The sequence below is a fragment of the Aquihabitans sp. McL0605 genome (genome assembly GCF_049993875.1).
In the GTDB taxonomy this organism is placed as follows: Bacteria; Actinomycetota; Acidimicrobiia; order Acidimicrobiales; family Iamiaceae; genus Aquihabitans.
Map to the genome: position 1 here is coordinate 4,427,490 of NZ_CP188252.1, position 18,605 is coordinate 4,446,094.

Here is an 18,605-nt window from a genome sequence, read left to right on the forward strand (position 1 = left end):
CTCCGGGGTCTTCGGACCCCGGAGCCGTTGCCGTTCGCTCGACCATCCGTCACCCGCCGTTCGCCACCGACAAACGTTCACCCCGTCACCCACCCAGGAGCATCATGAGTTCCAAGTCGAGGTCCCCCCGGTTCGGCGTCATCGCCGCTCTCCTCGCCATCCTCGTCGCCGGCCTTCTGCCCGGCACGAGCGCCGCCCAAGACGCAGGCGGAGGCGGCGATCAAGCCGCCAGCCCGTCGCCCGGCCCCTGGAGCTTCGCTCCCACCTCGTCGCAGAGCGGCCCGGGGCGCAACTGGTACATCCTCGACCTCCAGCCGGGTCAGGCCCTGCGCGACTCGGTCGCCATCGCCAACACCACCACGGCGCCGATCTCGTTCGCGATCTACTCCGCCGACGCCTACAACACCCCGAACGGCGGTCAGTTCGCCATCCGCAGCGCCACCGACGCCAAGAAGGGCGTCTCCAAGTGGGTCACGCTGGCGACCGACGCCTACACGGTCCAGCCCGGGCGCCGTGTGGTCATCCCGTTCGAGATCAAGGTGCCCGACGACGCCGGCCCCGGCGATCACGCCGGTGCCATCGCCGCCATGGACGTGAACCCCGAGGGGCAGACCCAGAGCTCCGGCGTGAAGCTCGACATCATGCGGGTCCTCGGCATCCGCCTGTACGTGCGGGTGGCCGGTCCCGTCTCCGAGAAGGTCGGCATCAGCGACACCAAGATCACCACCCACGCGCCGCCGCTCGGCGTCGGCGGGTCGAAGTCGGGCACGGTCTCGTACAAGGTCACCAACACCGGCAACGCCACCATCTCGCCCAAGGTCCACGCCACCGTCTCCGGAGGCCTCGGCGGGCCCGACCCCAGGCTCCCCGTGCACGTGGTCCACGGCCTCCTTCCGGGCAACTCGGTCGTGTTCCGCGACTCGTGGAAGGGCCTGCCTGTGATCGGTCCGGTCACGGTGAAGGTGGCGGCCGCCGACGGCGACGCCCACGCCAGCGCCGAGTCCGTGGCCTGGATCGTGCCCTGGCCGCTCCTGCTGCTGCTCGGCATGCTGCTGGCCGCGGCGGTGGTGCTGCTCGTGCGCCGTCGCCGCCGTCGGCGCGACCGCCGCACCCACCCTTCGGGCCCGCCCGCCGGCGAGGTCGCCCGCCAGGCGGAGCCGGTCAACGCGTGAGCCGATCGCTCACCGCAATCCGATCGGTCGTCGCCGGCCTGCTCCTCCTCGCGCTGCTGGGGGCTTCGGCGACGGTCGCCTCGGCCGCCCCTGGGCGTACCGGCACTCCCGAGCGCGCGCCGACGCCCACTGCCACGCTGTCCAACGGCATCGGCACGACGGGCGACACGGTCGAGGTCATCGGCAAGGACTGGCCCGGCCAGACCATCGTCCAGGTGCAGCTGTGCGGCAACCTCCACCTCAACGGATCGGTCGACTGCCTCCGGTCCAACGCCGTCACCAAGGCGGCCGACAAGAACGGCAGCTTCGCGGCCACGCTGGTCATAGGTGTCCCGCCCGCGCCGTGCCCGTGCGTGGTGTCGATCGCCACGTTCGACGGCCAGCACCCCATCGACCTTCCCTACGAGGTCACCGGGGCGCCCACCGCCACCCCCAAGAAGTCGGTGTCGAAGGTGCCGGAGTTCACCGTCACCGGCACGCACGTGAGCGACAGCCCGTCGCTCGGCTCCCGGTTCGGCCTTCCCGACACCCGCACCGTCGTCACCACGATCCGCAACGTCGGCACCATCCCGATCGTCGAGCTGCCCGTCACCCTCACCTACGGGCGGGGTGACGACCCCAGCCGGGTGGTCGGCATTCACAAGGTGCGGGGCCTCCAGCCCGGCCAGAAGCGCACGCTGGCGTTCCCGATCCACACCGCAGCGCTCAGCGCCGGCTCCTACACGGCGGTGGTCAGCGCCGGCACCGGCGGCCGGACCATCGACGACTCGGCCACCCTGTCCACCTTCCCGTGGTTGCTGGCCCTGCTCGTCACGGTGGTCGCCATCGTCTTGGTGGTCCTGCTGTTCACCCGCCTGACCCGGTCGCGCCGCTCCGAGCCCCCCGTCGGTCCGCCCCCGCCGCCACCCGGCGGCTACGACCCCGATGCCCTCGAGCGGGAGCTGGCCGACGTGCTCCAGGGCGAGCTGGTGTCCGCTCGATCAGCGGGGGAGAGCCCTGCGGCGACGGCGACGCGGGTGGGTCCGGCCGTGGCTGCCGCCATGGCGGCCCGCTACCAGCTGGGCGCCACCGACGAGGCCTCGCTGGCGGCGGGGCTCCAGCAGGAGCTGGCCGAGCAGCTGGGTGCGCCGGGCAAGGCCGACGCCGCCCGCGCGCTGCGCGAGCACCTCTCCTCCCTTCCGCCTCCACCGGCCGCACCGGCCGAGAGAGGCTGACCGTGAGAACTCGCGGGACGGCGGCACGGACTGCCGTCGCCCTCATGATCGCGTCGGCGCTGGTAGGCCGGGGGGCCGCCAGCGCCGGCGCGTCGGCCGGGACGAGGACCTGGGAGGATGGGGCCAAGGTTGCGCTGAGCACCGGCACCGTCTCCATCGGCGGATGGGTCACCGTCTCCGGCCACGATTTCCCTCCAGGGGAGCTGGTACTGATGGAGGTGTGCGGGTCGCACGTCTCCTCGGCGCTGGGCTGCGACGATGCCACGGCGGTCGACATCGAGGTCGACGCCAGCGGCTCGTTCTCTGGGCCGCTCCACGTGGCCCGTCCGCCCGCACCGTGCCCGTGCACCGTGCGGGTCCGCAGCAACATCGACGACTCCTCGATCACCACTCCCATCGAGATCACCGACATGGACGTGACCGCCGAGCCCATCGGGCAGGCGCCCGGCACCACCTCCGCGCCCGACGCCCACGTGGTGGTGTCCGACGTGGAGCTCACCGGCGACAGCACGTGGACCACCTGGTTCGGCGCCAGCCCGACCCGCACGTTCCACTACACGCTGACGAACGACGGCGGCACCCTCGCCGACGACATGGCGGTCGGCCTGAGTGCGGGACCGCAGGGTGATCCGAACCAGGTCCTGCGGGCGCCGCCGACCGGCAGCCTCGAGCCGGGGGAGTCCCGCTCCTACGAGGTGCCGGTCGACCTCGGCCCGTTCGCCCACGGCGACTTCGAGGTGGCGGCGCGCCTGGTGGCGCCGCAGGGCTCCCAGCGCTTCGGCGCCGAGACCTCGTCGTTCCCCTGGATGGTGCTGATCGTTCCTGGCCTGATCCTGCTCGAGGTGCTGCTGCTCGCCGGCCGCAACGCCCTGCGCACGCGGGTCCAGCGATCGTCGGAGGCATCGAGCATCGCCCCTGCGGTGGCCGCGGCGGCGGTCGCCCGGCTCGAGGGCACTCGGGCCGCGGGGGTCGACGCGCGCAGCCTCGCCGGCCGGGTGGTGGCCCGGCTGCCGCGGGACGCCGGTGCCGGAGCGGCGGCCGGCACCGACACCGCCGATGACGCCGACCCGCGCCGGTCTGAGCTGGTGGGGTCGGCCGACTGACGAGCGGGCACCGCGGTCGGCGGTGCCTCCAGCGGTACGGGCTCAGGCCTCGGGCACGGCCCGGGTGCTGAGGTGGGCGATCGCCAGCTGCGTGCGGTTGTTCACGCCGACCTTGAGGAAGGAGTTGTGGATGTGGAACTCCACCGCCTTCACGGTGACGAACAGCGCATCCGCGATCTGGCGGTTGGTGAGCCCGTCCGCGACCTTGTCGCACACTGCTCGTTCGGTTGGCGTCAGCGGTTGCGGCCGCAAGGCCGGACCGGAGGACTCGTCGTCGCGCACCCTCGCCCCTGTCGTGCCCGGTCCTGGTGGGAACGCCCCTCGCTCCCCACAACACCCACCGCGCAGCGTGCCTTTCCTAGCACGTTCTGCGATGTTGCTGTCGGCAATCTGCCAACAATTTAACCTGTGTGGGTGACACTGATATCACCCAACAGCATCCGGCGAGCCACCGGTCGGTGATCGCTCGCACCCGCAAGCGATCGGAGGCCCGATGCTTCCGGGGCGCCGCTAGCGGTTCCGGCGATCGTCCTTCAGCTGCTGCGCCTCACGGGCGATGCGGCCGAACTGGCGGTTGCGGCGCCGGTGCTCGACGACGTCGGCGCGCAGCTCGGCCGAGGCCGCCTCGGCGTCGAGCGCCCGCCACGCCTCGAGCCGCTCGGGTGCGAGCGTCCCGGCCGCCACCGCGGCGCGAACGGCGCAGCCGGGCTCCTTCTGGTGGGCGCAGTCGCGGAACCGGCACCGCTCGGCCAGCTCCTCGATGTCGGGGAACGATTCGGCGACGGCGTCGGTGTCGGTCCAGATGCCGACCTCACGGATGCCCGGCGTGTCGACCAGCACCCCGCCGCCGTCGAGCAGGTGCAGCTCGCGGTGGGTGGTGGTGTGGCGGCCCTTCGAGTCACCCTCGCGGACGTCGCCCTCGGCGGCCACCTCGCCCTCCATCAGCGCGTTGACGAGGGTGCTCTTGCCGGCGCCCGACTCGCCGATCAGCGCCACCGTCCGCTGGCCGACGCGATCGAGCAGGTCGTCGATGCCCCAGCCGCCCTTGGCCGACAGGGTGACGACCTCCAGGGCGGCGTCGACCTCGTGGGCGATCATCTCCGCCTCGGCCGCCACCTCCGGGCCCACCTTGTCGGCCTTGGTGAGCACCACGAGCGACTCCGCCCCGGCGTCGAGGGCGATGGTGATGGTGCGCTGGATGCGACCGCCGCGGACGGGCCGGTCGAGGCCGCACACCACGAGCACCAGGTCGACGTTGGCCGCCATGGCCTGCTCCTTCTCGCTGGTGCCGGCGGCGCGGCGGCGCAGCAGCGAGTCCCTGGGGAGGGTGGCCACGGGGGTGCTGGTGCGGTCGAGCACCACCCAGTCGCCCACGACCGGGCGCGGGGTGATGGGCGGGCCGAACATGGCGCGCACCGGCCCGGACTCCAGGGCGACCATGAGGCCGGCGCCGTCGTGGCGGATGACCCGCCCGGGGACGGGGCCGTCGACCTCGGCGGCGGCAGAGGTGGTGAGGTACTCGTCGAAGCGAGACGACCAGCGGTCGTCCCAGCCGTAGCGAGCGAGGAGTTCGGTCAAGCCAGATCCTTGGGAACGGGCACCGCGGCTGCGGTGCGAGCAGAGCACGGTGACAAGCCGCGCTCGCTGTTCGTCAGGGGCGCGGCAGGAGGGGCGAGCAGTGAGCAGTCATGGCGTCGCCCTCCTGGTAGCGCTCGGGATCTTCGGACGTCGAGACGCTACCGCAGCCCCACAGCCTGAGGATCGGGGTTTCGTCGGGTCGGTGGGGTTGGGGGTTCCGAGCGGAGCGAGCCCGAGGGGTTTGGGGGGCGGAGCCCTCAAGACGGAGGCGTGCGACGCAGTCGTGCGCCCGAGCGAGGACAGCCGGGCGTCAGCCCGTCGATCGAAAGCTCGACGAACGGAGGGAGCGGAGGAGCGCAGCGACGGAGCGAACGAGTGAGAAGACCTGGATACGAGTTGGCCCTTGCGGTGGTGCGTCCCTAGCGTCCACGCCGTGCAGGTCATCCACGGAGTCGGTCCGTGCCCCACGCCGCTGGAGCCCAGCGCGGTCACGATCGGCGCCTACGACGGCGTCCACCTCGGGCACCGCGCGGTGATCGACCAGGTCCGCCGGCTCGCCGAGGCGCAGGGCCTGCAGACCGTCGTGGTCACCTTCGACCGGCACCCGGCGATGGTGGTGCGGCCCGAGTCGGCACCCCGCCTGCTGTGCGACCTCGACCAGAAGCTCGAACTGCTGGCCGCGGCCGGCGTCGATGCCACCTACGTCGTGCACTTCGACGAGGAGCGCGCCAAGGAGACGGCCGAGGAGTTCGTGCACGAGGTCCTGGTCGGCTGCCTCACCGCCCGGGCCGTCGTCGTGGGTGCCGACTTCCACTTCGGTCACAAGCGCGGCGGCAACGTCGCGCTGCTCGAGGAGATGGGCGGAGCGCTGGGCTTCACCGTCGAGGGACTGTCGCTCGTCGGCGTCGACGGCCGGCCCACCGACGGCGCGGGCATCGTGTCGTCCACCGCCATCCGGTCGCTGCTGATCGACGGCGATGTCCGGGGGGCCGCCTCCCTGCTCGGCCGGCCCCACGAGGTGCGCGGCACGATCGAGCACGGCGACGCGCGGGGCCGCGACCTCGGCTTCCCCACGGCCAACCTCCAGATCCCCGACGAGATCCAGCTCCCCGCCGACGGCATCTACGCCGGGTGGTTCGAGCGGGCCGACGGCACGGTCCACGCCACCGCCATGTCGCTCGGCCACCGGCCCACGTTCTACGAGCGGCCCACCGGCGCCCCGCTGCTCGAGTGCCACCTGATCGACTTCGCCGGCGACCTCTACGGCGAGGCCGTGCGCGTCCGGTTCGTCGAGCGGCTGCGAGGCGAGGTGAAGTTCGACGGCATCGACCCGCTCATCGCCCAGATGCGCGCCGACGTCGAACAGACGCAGGCCCTGCTGCTCCCTTGATGGCTGGGTCCGCGCGGGTGCTCCAGCGGGTGGGGCACACTTGATCCGCGGGCTGTGCCGACGGAGGGAGACAGGGGAGCCGTCCATGGGTACCACCGACGCCAGCACCGAACCCGAAGCTTCGAGCGGCATCGACGTCCTCGCCACGTCGCACGACGACACGCTGCTCGGACCGGGCACCACGGCCGAGACCCGCTCGACGCACCTGCCCCGGCTCGCCCGCCACACGATCGCCCTGGCCGACGGCCACAAGGTGGCCGTGTCGGTGTGCGGCCGCGGCGTGCCCATCGTGCTCATCCACGGCTACTCCGCCGAGGGGATGCTCTACGCCCAGACGCTGAGCCGCATCGTCACGTCGGGGTTCAAGGTGGTGGCCATCGACGTGGCCAACCACGGCGGCACCCAGGGCCTGCCCGCCGGCGGCGCCAACTTCGAGGAGTACACCAAGCTGCTCGGCCGCGTCGTCGACGAGCTGGGCATCAACAAGGCCGTGTTCGCCGGGCACTCGATGGGTGGCCGCCTGGTCACCGAGCTGGCGGCCCGCGAGCCCGAACGGGCGCTGGCCGTGATCCTCCTCGACGCCATCGTGGGCGAGCCGTGGGACCGGATCGTGGCGCTGTCGCGGTTCAACCCGTTCCTGCTGGCCGGGGTGGGCGGCATCTTGATGGCCGACTCCTTCAGCACGCTGCCGTTCGTGCGCGACCCGGTGCAGGCGGTCAAGTTCGGCCGCCTCGCCATGCCGATGGTCGTCAGCCACGCCAAGAACCCGCTGCACCTCATCGGGCCCGGCGTGTCGATCCTGCGGTCCCGGTCGTCGAAGTGGATGCTCGAGAAGCTCGGTCGGGAGGGCGTCCCCGTCATCGCCATCCACGGCGACCGCGACATCGTCGTGCCGCTGTCCACCGCCCGCAGCGCCGCCAAGCTGGCCAAGGGGATGGTGGTCGTGGTCGAGGGCGGCCGGCACTCGTGGCTGCTGCGCGACCCCGAGACCCTGCCCGCCATCCTGCGGGAGATGTTCGACAGCCCCATCAGCCAGGCGGCCCGCGCCCGCGACTTCGCCGAGCTGGGCCTGGCCCCCGACGCATCGCTCGACGAGATCGAGGCCGCCTTCTACGAGCCCGATGCGCCCATCTTGGCCCTCACCCCCGAGATCGACCTCGACGCCATCGAGCCCGGCCCCCTCCGCCCCAAGTTCCACTGGCACGTCGATCTGCCCCGCTGACGCTCGGGTGAGACCCCATTGGGGCGAACGGGGGTTCGACGGCTACCATGGATCGCTGTGCCCAATCGGGGCGCGTCCGCTCCAGGCCAGGCAGCAGCACGCTGCGGGTCGTGGGGCCGGGTCCGAAACCCAAAGAGGAAACCAGGAACTTGTCTGAGATCATCGATCGCCAGAAGCCCGAGGTCATCGGGGAGCACCGCCTCCACGAGACCGACACGGGTTCGCCCGAGGTGCAGATCGCGCTGCTCACCAAGCGCATCAACCACCTCAACGAGCACCTCAAGGTGCACAAGAAGGACCACCACAGCCGGCGTGGCCTGCTGATGCTGGTGGGTCGTCGCCGCAACCTGCTCGACTACGTCAAGAACAACGACGTCGAGCGGTACCGCACGATCATCGCCACCCACGGCCTGCGCCGCTAGGTCCCAAGCTCTGCCACGAGCGGCCCTCCGGGGCCGCTCGTGGACTTTTCAACACAAACAAACCAAACCGGCGGGTTCCACGAAGTCAGTTGCCAGTCGCCCATCGCTCGGCCATCGGGGTCGGGAGATCGTCGACTGGGAGCTGGTTGCACGGGATCTGCCTTCACCGGGGCACTCGGCCCCAGAGGAGATAGCCACATGGCTGAAGTATCCGTAAGTGGTCCCGTTTCCGGGACCGACAAGGTCCTGACCCTGTCGACGGGCGTGTACGCACCCCAGTCGCAGGGTGCCGTCGTCGCCAAGCTGGGCAACACCCAGATCCTGGCCACGGCCAACGGCGCCAAGGAGGTCCGCGAGGGCACCGACTTCTTCCCCCTGACGATCGACGTCGAGGAGAAGGCGTACGCCGCCGGCAAGATCCCCGGCTCGTTCTTCCGCAAGGAAGGCCGTCCCTCCGACAACGCCGTCCTCGTCTGCCGCCTCATCGACCGGCCGCTGCGCCCGTCGTTCCCCAAGGGCTACCGCAACGAGACCCAGGTCGTCATCACCGTCCAGGGCGCCGATCAGGTCAACCCCTACGACGTCGTCGCCATCAACGCCGCCTCCGCCGCGCTGATGCTGACCGGCCTCCCCTTCGAGGGCCCCATCGGTGGCGTGCGCCTGGCCTACAGCCAGGACGGCCAGTGGATCCCGTACCCCACCTTCGAAGAGCAGGACGAAGCCACCTTCCAGATCGTGGTCGCCGGCCGTGAGGTCAACGGCGAGATCGCCATCATGATGGTCGAGGCCTCCGGCACCGAGAAGGCCTGGACCTACTACGAGGACGGCGCCCCCAAGGTGACCGAGTCGGTCATCGCCGGCGGCCTCGATGCGGCCAAGGTCTGGATCGCCGAGTCCCTCGCCCTCCAGAACGAGCTCGTCGCCAAGGTGGGCCGCAAGCCCGCCATCGTCTGGGAGAACCAGATCGACTACTCCGACGAGGTCGAAGCGGCCGTCAAGGCTGCGGCCGAGGCCAAGCTGATCCCCGCCAACCAGATCACCGACAAGACCGAGCGCAACGCCGCCAACGACGCCATCAAGGCCGAGGTCGTGGCCGAGCTCACCGGCGAGGGCGGCGCCCTCGAGGGCCAGTCCCGCCAGGTCAAGAGCGCCTTCAAGGAGCTCACCAAGGCCATCATCCGCCAGCGGGTCATCGACGAGGGCGTCCGCATGGACGGCCGTGGCGTCACCGACCTGCGGCCCGTGTCCGCCCAGGTGGGGCTCATCCCCACGGCGCACGGCACCGGCCTGTTCCAGCGGGGTGAGACCCAGGTCCTCAACGTGCTGACCCTCGGTCTGCCGAAGATGGACCAGATGCTCGACACCGTCGACCCGGTCACCAAGAAGCGCTACATGCACCACTACAACATGCCGCCCTACGCCAACGGCGAGACGGGTCGCATGGGTGGCACCAAGCGCCGCGAGGTCGGTCACGGCATGCTCGCCGAGCGGGCCCTGCTGCCCCTCGTCCCCTCGCTGGAGGAGTGGCCCTACGCCCTCCGCCTCGTGTCCGAGGTCCTGAGCTCCAACGGCTCCACCTCCATGGGCTCGGTCTGCGCCTCGTCCCTCTCGCTGATGGATGGCGGCGTGCCGATCAAGGCTGCGGTCGCCGGCATCGCCATGGGCCTCATCTACGACGGCGACAAGTACGTCACCCTCACCGACATCCTCGGTTCGGAAGACGCCTTCGGCGACATGGACTTCAAGGTGGCCGGCACGGCCGAGTTCGTGACCGCCCTGCAGCTCGACACCAAGATCGAGGGCCTTCCGTCCGAGGTCCTGGCCGCGGCGCTCGACCAGGCCAAGGTGGCCCGCCTCGAGATCCTCGACGTCATGAACGCTGCCATCGCGGCGCCTCGTCCCGAGGTCGGTGCGTCGGCTCCGAAGATCATCAGCTTCGAGATCCCGATCGACAAGATCGGCGAGATCATCGGCCCGAAGGGCAAGGTCATCAACGCCATGCAGGCCGAGACCGGCGCCGACATCTCCATCGATGACGACGGCATGATCGGCACCGTGAGCATCGGCTCGAACGACCTCGACAAGGTGGCCGAGGCCGAGCGCCAGATCCGGCTCATCCTCAACCCGCCGTCGGCCGAGGTCGGCGCCACCTACATGGGTCGCGTCGTCAACATCACCAAGTTCGGTGCGTTCGTCAACATCCTCCCGGGCCGTGACGGCCTGGTGCACATCTCCAAGATGGGTGGCGGCAAGCGCATCGAGAAGGTCGAGGACGTCCTCGAGCTCGGTCAGGAGATCGAGGTCAAGGTCGACGACGTCGACCCGAACGGCAAGGTCAGCCTCACGCCGGTCACCCCGCTCGCCTCTGGCGGCGGCTCCGGCGATGCCGCTCCGGCCCGCACCACCTCCAGCTCCAGCTCCAGCAGCTCCGACGACGCCCCGGCCGAGTCGAGCAGCTCCAGCCCGGCCCGGGAGACCGTGTCCTTCGAGGACGCGTTCGACGCCGAGGTCCGCGAGGAGTTCGGCGACCTCGGTCCCGGTTCCGAGCGTCCCGGTGGCTCCGGTGGCGGCCGCTCCAGCGGCGGTCGCTCCGGCGGTCGTGACGGCGGTCGCCGTGGCGGCGGTCGTCGCTGATCACCAGCACCATCCTTCGGTCCCGGCGCTCCGCGCCTGACCGGAACCTTCCGTAGTGCGCGTCGGTCCCAGCCTCGGCTGGGACCGACGTGGTTTTCCCTCTGAATCGAGCCTCCGTTGACCATCCAGCGCACCGACCTCCCCTCCGGCCTCACCGTGGTCACCGAAGCGATGCCCGGCGCCCGCTCGGCCAGCTTCGGCTGCTGGGTGCGCGTCGGTGCCCGTGACGAGTCCGACGAGCTGGCCGGCGCCTCCCACTTCCTCGAGCACCTGCTGTTCAAGGGGACCGAGAAGCGGTCGGGCCGCGAGATCTCCGAAGCCATCGAGGCGGTCGGCGGCGAGCTCAACGCCCACACCGCCCACGAGCACACCGCGTTCTACACGCGGGTCCCCGAGCGCTCGGCCGACGTGGGCCTCGAGCTGCTGTGCGACGTCGTCACCTCGCCGGCGTTCGATGCCGACGACGTCGAATCGGAGCGCCAGGTCATCTTGGAGGAGCTCCACCTCGCCGAGGACGAGGGCGACGATCGGGTGATGTCGCTCGCCCACGAAGCCCTCTGGGGCGACCACCCCCTGGGCCGGGAGGTGCTGGGCACGCTCGAGACCATCGACGCCATGGACCGCGATCGCATCGCCGCGTTCTTCGAGCACCACTACCACCCGGCCAACCTCGTGCTCGTCGCCGGTGGCGCGATCGACCACGAGCAGGTGGTGGCGGCGGGGGAGCAGTTCCCGTACCGCGCCGCCGGCGAGCGGCCCGAGCGGCAGGCTCCCGACGGTCCGATCCCGCGGAAGGAGCACGCCCTGCTCCGGCGCCCCTCCGAGCAGGCGCACCTGTGCCTGGTGTGGCCGGCGCTCGCCGCCGGAGACCCCGACCGCTACGCCCTCGGCGTGTGCAACCAGATCCTCGGCGGGGGCCTGTCGAGCCGGCTGTTCCAGGAGATCCGCGAAGACCGCGGCCTGGCCTACTCGGTGTTCTCGTCGGTGGCCTCGTTCTCCGATGCCGGCTCGCTCGCCGCCTACGTGGGCACCGGCGCCGAGCGCGTGGCCGAGGTGCGCGAGCTCCTCCTCGACATCACCGCCGACCTGGTGGCCGACGGGGTGACCGAGCGCGAGTGGGAGGTGGCCCTCGGGTTCCTCGAGGGCTCGTTCCTCCTGGGCCTCGAAGACAGCGGCAGCGTGATGGCGCGGCTCGGCAACCACGTGTGCTCCCGTGGCCGCGTCACCCCGGTCGACGAGCAGCTGGCCAAGCTCCGCGCGGTCACCCCCGACGATGTCGTCCGGGTGGCCAAGCGAGTCCTGGGGACCAGCCCCACCGTGTGCGGCGTGGGCCCCCTCACCGACGCCGACCTGGGCTCCTGAACGGAAGGCGTCGACGCGTGGAGGTGGTGGAGGAGCCGGTCACCCCGCTCGACGCCGACGCCGCCGAACGGGCGGTCGGGTGGACCCACCGCCCGGGCCTCGACGGCGTGCGCGGCCTGGCCGTGGTGGCCGTCGTGGCGTACCACCTCGGGTACCTGAGCGGCGGGTTCCTCGGGGTCGACGTGTTCCTCGTGCTCTCGGGCTACCTGATCACGGGGCTGGCGCTGGGCGAGATCGGCACCACCGGCCGCCTGGGGCTGCTGGCGTTCTGGGGCCGGCGGGTCCGCCGCCTGGTGCCCGCCCTGCTCGTGGTGGTCGGGGCCGTGACGGTGGTGGCGGTGCTGGTGGGGTGGCCGCGCAACCAGTGGCACGCCCTCGGGTGGGACGGTGTGGCCACGCTGACGTGGTGGGCCAACTGGCGCCAGGTCCAGGGCCCGTCGTACTGGGCCAGCGGCCAGAACCTGTTCCGGCACGCCTGGAGCCTGTCGATCGAGGAGCAGTTCTACCTGGTGTGGCCGCTGGCGCTCGTCGCTTCGGCCGCCGTGACCCGACGCACCGGGCGCTCGCTCGCGGCCGTGGTCGGGACCGTCGCCGTCGTGGGTGCCGTAGCGAGCACCGCGTGGCAGCTGCTCCTCTCGCACCACCTCGCGCCCGAGCGCCTGTCGCGCGTCTACGTCGGCACCGACACGCGGGCGGTGGCCCCGTTGCTCGGCTGCGCCCTCGCGTGCGTCCTGGCGGGCGGCCGGTCACGGGCGGTCGCGGGTCGCGCCGGTCGGGCCGTGGGTGCGGTCGGTGCCGTCGTGCTCGTGGGGCTCGTCGCCACCGCCGACGTGGCCTCGCCCGCGCTGTACCGCAACGGGATTCTGGTGGTGGCCTCGCTGGCGTCGGCGGCGGTGGTGGCCCGGGCCTCCACCGTGCACCGCGGCGACCGGTCGGTGCTGGCGTGGACCACCACCGCTCCCATCGCCCGGTACCTCGGATCGCGCTCGTACGCGATCTACCTGTGGTCCTGGCCCATCCAGGTGCTGGTGGCGTTCCGCTGGCCCAGCCTGGCCAGACCGTGGCTCGCCCTGGTCACCGTCACGGGCGCCCTCGCCCTGGCCGAGGCCAGCTTCCGGCTCGTCGAGGATCCGATCCGGCGCCGCACCGGCTGGGCCCGGCGGGGGGCCGTCCGGCGCACCGCGTGGACGGTGGGCATCGTGGGGGCCGCGGGCGTGCTCGTGACCGCGCTCGTGCTGGCCGTGCCGCCCCCTGCGTACCAGCGGGTCGACACGGCCGAGGCCTCGTCCTCGGCGCTGCGGGCGGGGCTGACCTCGCCCACCGTGACCGCGGCGCCGGGGCAGCCCCCGCTGCTGAAGGTGATGCTGTCGGGCGACTCGGTGGCCTGGACCATGGGCTTCTACGGGCCCGTCGGCGCCGACTTGCCCCCGGGGATCGGGTCGATCGACACGCGGGCGATCTTGGGGTGCGGGCTCCTCGCCGCCGACGGCTACGACTACCCGCTCGACCGCGACGACGCGCCGTTCGTCGCCACCAACCGAGACTGCGCCAAGCAGCCGCAGGCCGAAGCCGTCGGCCTCGAGGCCGATCCCGATGTCGTGGTGCTCCTGCCCGGCGCCTGGGAGTGGTCGCGCGTCCGGGCGCCCGACGGCACGGTGCTCCCGGCCCGGTCGCCCCAGGTGCGGACGCTGCTGCGCGACCGGATGCTGGCGCGCATCGACGCCGCCAACGCCGCCGGCGCCCGGTTCGCCATGGTCGAGTTCTCCTGCCCGGGGTCCAAGGCGGTGGCAGCGCGGCGCGATCCCGACTACATCCGCTGGATCAACCGGCTCATCCACGAGGTGGCCGACGACGCCACCCGGCACGGCCGGCAGGTCGACGTCATCGCCCCCACCGGTGCGGTGTGCGTGGGTGGCGACCCGGCCGGCCGGCCCACCGCCGCCAAGGACCAGGCGATGGGCAAGGAGGTCCACGTGGTCTCGCCCGAGGGGGGCCGGTGGGCCTGGGACACCTGGATCGGTCCCGCGCTCACCGGGCAGTAGGCGCCGGCAGGCCTACTCGCCCGTGGTGCCGTCGAGCAGCTCGCGCAGCACGTCGAGGTGGCCGAGGTGGCGGGCCGTCTCCTCGATCATGTGGAGCAGCACGAACCGGAGGGTGAACTCGCCGCTGGAGTGGTCGGCCCCGACGTCGTCGAGCGAGCGGCCCCGCGCGATCTCCCGGGCTCGCTCGCACGCCTCCCGGTAGCGGTCGACCTGCAGCTCGATGGGCTCGGTGAGGGCTGAGTGGAACTCCCAGTCCCGGTCGGCGTCCCAGTCGACGTCGGCCCACCAGGGGAGCGGATCGAGACCGGCGAAGTCGTCGGCGAACCAGGAGTCCTCGACGAGCGCCAGGTGCTTGACCAGCCCGGCGATGGTCGACCCGGAGCGCAGCGGGGTGGCGACGGCCAGGTGCTGGGGGAGGCCCTGGACCTTGGCGATGACCCCCTCGCGGTACCAGTCGAGGGTGCGCTCGAGCCCGACGCGCTCGCTGACCGCCTTCACGTCGGGGTACTCGCGGCGCCCGGTGTCGACCGGGCCCGGCTCGGGCCGCTCGGCGGCCGAGCGCTCGATGCAGAACTCGTTGCCCTCCGGGTCGGCGAGCACGGCCCAGCCGGTGCCGTCGTCGTTGCGCCGATCGGCGACCAGGGTGGCCCCGAGGCCGAGCACCCGTTCGACCTCCACATCCCGGAGCACCGACGGGCGCAGGTCGAGGTGGACCCGGTTCTTGACCGTCTTGCCCTCGGGCACCGGCAGGAACATCAGCGCGGGGTGCAGCCCGCGGGGGTCGACCAGCAGCGCCTCGGGATCGTCAGGTGCGTTCGGGTTGTCCGGGTCGTCGGTGAAGCCCAGGACCTGGGACCAGAACTGGGCGAGCGGGTACGGGTGGCGGCAGTCGATGCTGATCGCGCCGATGGAGGAGGTCATGGATCCTTGGGGTGGGGGAGGGTGCGGGTCAGTGGTCGACGGGGTGGTCCCGGTCGACCTCGAACGTCGACCGGGTGGCCGGAACGCTCGCAGTCCCATCCTCGCTCGTGCGCACCGCCAGCACCTGGTGGATTGAGGTGCGGGCCTGCTCGAAGCCCAGCGCGCACCCGGCCAGGTACAGCCGCCACACCCGCGCCCGCCCGGGGCCGACGAGGCGCTGGACCTCGTCCCAATCGGCCTCGAGGTTGGCGACCCAGGCGCGCAGCGTGAGCGCGTAGTGCTCGCGCAGCGACTGGACGTCTCGCACCTCGAGCCCGGTGCGCTGCATGGCCGACACGACGGTCCCCACCTCGAGGAGCGCGGCGTCGGGGAACACGTAGCGGCCCATGAACGACTTGGGGTCGACCCCGGCGTTGTCGTCGGGGTTGGGGCGGGAGATGGCGTGGTTGAGGATGCGCCCCTCGGTCCGGACCAGGCCCTTCAGGTCGGTGAGGTACTCGGCCATCTGCTGCTCGCCGACGTGCTCGAACATGCCGATGGAGCTGATGGCGTCGAACGGGTCGTCGTCGACGTCGCGGTAGTCCTGCACCCGGATCTCCACCCGGCGGGCCAGCCCGGCCTCGGCCACGCGCCGGCGGGCCAGCTCGGCCTGCGCCTCGGAGATGGTGATGCCGACGACGACGGCACCGTGGTGCTTGGCCGCGTGGATGGCCATCGAGCCCCAGCCGCACCCGACGTCGAGCAGGCGCATGCCGGAGCGGAGCCCGAGCTTGCGGCAGATCAGCTCGTACTTGGCCTCCTGGGCGTCGGCGAGGTCGAGCCCGTCCTCGTACCAGTAGGCGCACGAGTACGTCATGCTCGGCCCGAGCAGGATCCGGTAGAAGTCGTTCGACACGTCGTAGTGGTGGGCGATCGCCGCCGCGTCGCGCGAACGGGTGTGGAGCCGGCCCCGGGGCCGCAGCTCCTCGGCCGGGAGGGGCGGCCGGCGCCCGAGGAGGCCGAGGCGCCTGAGGCTGCCGGCGAGCCGCATGCTGCCGCGCAGCCCCAGCTTCAGGCTCACGTCGGGGTCGCGCTGGACCATCAGGTCGCGCACGGCGAGGAAGTCGAAGATGTCGCCGTCGATGTCGAGCGCCCCCGACACGTGGGCGCGCGCGAGCCCGAGCTCGTTGGGCGACCACATCAGGTGCTGCACCGCGCTCGGGCTGTGCACGTCGATCGTGACCGGTGGATCGGTCGGTCCGATGCTGCTCCCGTCCCACGCGCGGAGGGCGAAGGGGATGTCGGGTCCCAGCATCTGGTGGAGGACGGGCGTCAGCTCGTCGGCCACCGTGCGGGGCGATCGTGAGGAGGTACGGGCCATGGCAGCCTCCGGTTCTCGTGCGAGTGCGCCCACAGTCTGGCGGTTCGTCCGGAAGTTGCAACCCTGTCGGTGCTGGTCGCGGGCTCGATGGGCCATACTTCGACCAAGCGCGCGGCCGCGCGGCCGACGACCAAGGAGCGGGCGATGGGTTTCCTCGACAAGGTGAAAGCCACGGCGGAGCAGACCATCAAGCAAGGGCAGGACAAGCTCGACGAGGCGCAGGCCAAGAAGAAGGCCGACGGGCTCCTGCGCTCGCTCGGCGCCTGGCACTACGCGATCGACACGGGCCGCGACGACGGCAAGGGCCCTGCCGAGATCGCCCGCATCACCGAGGCCCTGCACGCGCACGAAGCCGAGCACGGCCCGCTGGGCTCGTCGGCGCCCGACGACTCCCCGGAGGCGCCGGAGGCCGCCGCGCCTCCCGCTCCGTCGGCAAGCGTCCCACCGCCGCCCGGGGCCGAGGTGCCGCCTCCGCCCTCCGGCTCGGTGCCGCCTCCTCCGGGCGCGGTGCCCCCGCCGCCTCCCGGGGCCGTGCCCCCGCCGCCCGCGGGTTCGGTGCCGCCGCCCCCTCCGGGTGCCGTGCCGCCCCCGCCTCCGCCGCTCTGATGGCGATCACCGTCGGCGTCTTCGGCGCGGCCGGACGCATGGGTGCAACCGTGTGCCGAGCCGTGCACGACGACCCTGCCCTCGAGCTCGTCGCCGCGGTCGACCCCGGCGCCGCCGGGATCCCGATCCGCCAGGCGGCCGAGGTCGACCTCGACTTCGAGGTGGCGGCCAAGGCCGAGCACCTCGACCCGGAGCAGCTCCCGCAGGTCATGGTCGACTTCACCCACCTCGACGCCGCTCGCAGCAACCTGGCGTGGTGCGCGGCGCAGGGGGTGCACGCGGTGGTGGGCACCACGGGCTTCTCGCCGGAAGACCTCGACGGGTTCCGCTCGTCGTTCACGGCGAGCAACTGCCTGATCGCGCCCAACTTCGCGATCGGCGCCATCTTGATGATGCGCTTCGCCGAGCTGGCGGCGCCGTGGTTCGAGACCGCTGAGGTGCTCGAGTTCCACCACGACGCCAAGATCGACTCGCCGTCGGGCACCGCCATGCGCACCGTCGAGCGGATGGCCGCGGCCAGCCCCGACTGGGCGCCTGATCCCACCACCACCGAGGTGGTCGAGGGCGCCCGAGGGGGAGCGGGCCCCGCCGGCATCCGGGTCCACGCCGTGCGCATGCGCGGGATGGTGGCGCACCAGGAGGTGGTGCTCGGCACCACGGGCCAGACGCTGAGCATCCGCCACGACAGCTACGACCGCAGCAGCTTCATGCCGGGCGTCGTCCTGGCCGCCAAGCGCATCGCCGATCACCCCGGGGTCACCGTGGGCCTCGACGCCTACCTCGACCTGTAGACCTCCGTGCCGGGCGACACCCGAGACGGGTACCACGACACCTTCGAGCTGCGAGGTCGCCGCTACGACGCAGCCATGCGCCGGTGGCCGACGGTGCGCGCCGAGGAGCTCTCGTTCGCGCTCGGCCTCGTGGAGCCGCGGCCCGGGGAGGTGCTGGTCGACATCCCGTCGGGGGGCGGGTACCTCGCCGAGCACGTCGCCGCGGGCGTGCACGTGCGGGCCGTGGACGCCTCGCCGGTGTTCCTCGAGTGCAGCCGCGAACGGGGGTTGCAGCCGATCGAGAGCGACCTGACCGGGGCCGCGCTGGCCGAGGGCGAGGCCGACGTGGTGGTGTCGGTGGCGGGCATGCACCACACCGACGATCACCTCGAGCTGTTCACGGCCTGGCACCGGCTGCTGCGCCCGGGTGGCCGCCTCGCCGCCGTCGACGTGATCAGCGGTTCGCCCGAGGCCGTGTTCCTCGACGGCGTGGTGGGGGAGTGGACCTCCACCGGGCACGCCGGCCGGTTCTTCACCGACGACACCGCGGCGCAGGTCGAGGCCGCCGGGTTCGTCGACGTGCGCGTCGTCGATGGCCGGTACCACTGGTGGGCCGACGACGACGCCGAGCTCACCGCCTTCTGCACCGAGCTGTTCGCGCTGGAGGAGGCTGCCCCGGCCGACGTGCTGGCGGCGCTCCGAGCCGGGCCCGGCATCGAGCACGACGAGGCCGGGCGGTCGGGGCTGCGCTGGGGGCTCCGGGCGGTCGTCGCTCGCACCGCCGGTCCGGCAGGCGCAGCGGGCTGACG

The 18,605-nt window shown here is 72.2% G+C and carries 16 protein-coding genes and 1 pseudogene; 12 read left to right on the forward strand and 5 right to left on the reverse strand.

Going from position 1 to position 18,605, the window contains the following annotated elements; all coding sequences use genetic code 11:
* Positions 1-104: 104 nt before the first annotated feature.
* The 3 genes from ACPPVX_RS20520 (at position 105) to ACPPVX_RS20530 (ending at position 3,489) form a co-directional block, all read left to right on the forward strand.
* A complete protein-coding gene (locus tag ACPPVX_RS20520; RefSeq protein ID WP_426572442.1) occupies positions 105-1,172 on the forward strand; it encodes a WxL protein peptidoglycan domain-containing protein in 1,068 nt (355 codons plus the stop codon).
* Entirely contained in the window at positions 1,169-2,386 is a 1,218-nt protein-coding gene (locus ACPPVX_RS20525) for a hypothetical protein (protein ID WP_426572443.1), read from the forward strand. The genes ACPPVX_RS20520 and ACPPVX_RS20525 overlap by 4 nt, the downstream gene beginning before the upstream one ends.
* A 212-nt stretch (positions 2,387-2,598) precedes the next feature.
* On the forward strand, positions 2,599-3,489 hold the full coding sequence (locus tag ACPPVX_RS20530) for a hypothetical protein (protein ID WP_426572444.1): 891 nt from the start codon (positions 2,599-2,601) through the stop codon (positions 3,487-3,489).
* A gap of 42 nt (positions 3,490-3,531) precedes the next feature.
* Here the strand turns inward: ACPPVX_RS20530 and ACPPVX_RS20535 are convergent, their stop codons facing one another.
* Both ACPPVX_RS20535 and rsgA read right to left on the reverse strand, forming a co-directional pair.
* The gene (locus ACPPVX_RS20535) at positions 3,532-3,771 is read right to left on the reverse strand and encodes a helix-turn-helix domain-containing protein (protein ID WP_426572445.1); all 240 of its coding nucleotides are present in this window, start codon (positions 3,769-3,771) and stop codon (positions 3,532-3,534) included.
* A gap of 228 nt (positions 3,772-3,999) precedes the next feature.
* Entirely contained in the window at positions 4,000-5,067 is a 1,068-nt protein-coding gene (rsgA, locus tag ACPPVX_RS20540) for a ribosome small subunit-dependent GTPase A (RefSeq protein ID WP_426572446.1), read from the reverse strand.
* A 433-nt stretch (positions 5,068-5,500) separates the two neighbouring features.
* Between rsgA and ACPPVX_RS20545 the strand changes: the two genes are divergently transcribed.
* The 6 genes from ACPPVX_RS20545 (at position 5,501) to ACPPVX_RS20570 (ending at position 14,139) form a co-directional block, all read left to right on the forward strand.
* On the forward strand, positions 5,501-6,457 hold the full coding sequence (locus ACPPVX_RS20545; protein ID WP_426572447.1) for a bifunctional riboflavin kinase/FAD synthetase: 957 nt from the start codon (positions 5,501-5,503) through the stop codon (positions 6,455-6,457).
* Positions 6,458-6,542: 85 nt separating this feature from the next.
* A complete protein-coding gene (locus tag ACPPVX_RS20550; RefSeq protein WP_426572448.1) occupies positions 6,543-7,679 on the forward strand; it encodes an alpha/beta fold hydrolase in 1,137 nt (378 codons plus the stop codon).
* 158 nt (positions 7,680-7,837) lie between these two features.
* The gene (gene rpsO, locus ACPPVX_RS20555) at positions 7,838-8,101 is read left to right on the forward strand and encodes a 30S ribosomal protein S15 (protein ID WP_426575063.1); all 264 of its coding nucleotides are present in this window, start codon (positions 7,838-7,840) and stop codon (positions 8,099-8,101) included.
* A gap of 198 nt (positions 8,102-8,299) precedes the next feature.
* Positions 8,300-10,735, forward strand: coding sequence for a polyribonucleotide nucleotidyltransferase (locus ACPPVX_RS20560; protein WP_426572449.1), 2,436 nt, complete (start codon positions 8,300-8,302; stop codon positions 10,733-10,735).
* A 117-nt stretch (positions 10,736-10,852) separates the two neighbouring features.
* Entirely contained in the window at positions 10,853-12,097 is a 1,245-nt protein-coding gene (locus ACPPVX_RS20565) for a M16 family metallopeptidase (RefSeq protein ID WP_426572450.1), read from the forward strand.
* A 17-nt stretch (positions 12,098-12,114) separates the two neighbouring features.
* Positions 12,115-14,139, forward strand: coding sequence for an acyltransferase family protein (locus ACPPVX_RS20570; protein ID WP_426572451.1), 2,025 nt, complete (start codon positions 12,115-12,117; stop codon positions 14,137-14,139).
* A 12-nt stretch (positions 14,140-14,151) separates the two neighbouring features.
* Here ACPPVX_RS20570 and ACPPVX_RS20575 read toward each other — a convergent pair whose 3' ends face one another.
* The 3 genes and pseudogenes from ACPPVX_RS20575 to ACPPVX_RS20585 form a co-directional block, all read right to left on the reverse strand.
* Positions 14,152-14,637: a DinB family protein gene (locus tag ACPPVX_RS20575; protein WP_426575064.1), complete on the reverse strand. Its 486-nt coding sequence runs from the start codon at positions 14,635-14,637 to the stop codon at positions 14,152-14,154.
* A gap of 45 nt (positions 14,638-14,682) precedes the next feature.
* Positions 14,683-15,060: pseudogene (locus ACPPVX_RS20580) on the reverse strand (VOC family protein); the annotation flags it as partial.
* A gap of 28 nt (positions 15,061-15,088) precedes the next feature.
* Positions 15,089-16,420 carry a class I SAM-dependent methyltransferase gene (locus tag ACPPVX_RS20585; protein ID WP_426572452.1) on the reverse strand — a complete coding sequence of 444 codons (1,332 nt, stop codon included), beginning with the start codon at positions 16,418-16,420 and terminating at the stop codon, positions 15,089-15,091.
* 144 nt (positions 16,421-16,564) lie between these two features.
* Between ACPPVX_RS20585 and ACPPVX_RS20590 the strand changes: the two genes are divergently transcribed.
* The 3 genes from ACPPVX_RS20590 to ACPPVX_RS20600 are packed head-to-tail and all read left to right on the forward strand — an operon-like array spanning position 16,565 to position 18,603.
* Entirely contained in the window at positions 16,565-17,026 is a 462-nt protein-coding gene (locus ACPPVX_RS20590) for a hypothetical protein (RefSeq protein ID WP_426572453.1), read from the forward strand.
* On the forward strand, positions 17,026-17,817 hold the full coding sequence (dapB, locus tag ACPPVX_RS20595) for a 4-hydroxy-tetrahydrodipicolinate reductase (RefSeq protein WP_426572454.1): 792 nt from the start codon (positions 17,026-17,028) through the stop codon (positions 17,815-17,817). Before ACPPVX_RS20590 ends, dapB begins: the two co-directional genes overlap by 1 nt.
* A gap of 6 nt (positions 17,818-17,823) precedes the next feature.
* Positions 17,824-18,603, forward strand: a complete 780-nt coding sequence (locus ACPPVX_RS20600) for a class I SAM-dependent methyltransferase (protein ID WP_426572455.1) — start codon at positions 17,824-17,826, stop codon at positions 18,601-18,603.
* Positions 18,604-18,605: the final 2 nt, after the last annotated feature.

Excerpts from the sequence above, each read along its gene's own strand:
- ACPPVX_RS20520 (WP_426572442.1), top strand. The coding sequence starts at position 105 with ATGAGTTCCAAGTCGAGGTCCCCCCGGTTCGGCGTCATCGCCGCTCTC.
- ACPPVX_RS20530 (WP_426572444.1), top strand. The coding sequence starts at position 2,599 with ATGGAGGTGTGCGGGTCGCACGTCTCCTCGGCGCTGGGCTGCGACGAT.
- ACPPVX_RS20550 (WP_426572448.1), top strand. The coding sequence starts at position 6,543 with ATGGGTACCACCGACGCCAGCACCGAACCCGAAGCTTCGAGCGGCATC.
- ACPPVX_RS20560 (WP_426572449.1), top strand. The coding sequence starts at position 8,300 with ATGGCTGAAGTATCCGTAAGTGGTCCCGTTTCCGGGACCGACAAGGTC.
- ACPPVX_RS20585 (WP_426572452.1), bottom strand. The coding sequence starts at position 16,420 with ATGGCCCGTACCTCCTCACGATCGCCCCGCACGGTGGCCGACGAGCTG.
- ACPPVX_RS20590 (WP_426572453.1), top strand. The coding sequence starts at position 16,565 with ATGGGTTTCCTCGACAAGGTGAAAGCCACGGCGGAGCAGACCATCAAG.
- dapB (WP_426572454.1), top strand. The coding sequence starts at position 17,026 with ATGGCGATCACCGTCGGCGTCTTCGGCGCGGCCGGACGCATGGGTGCA.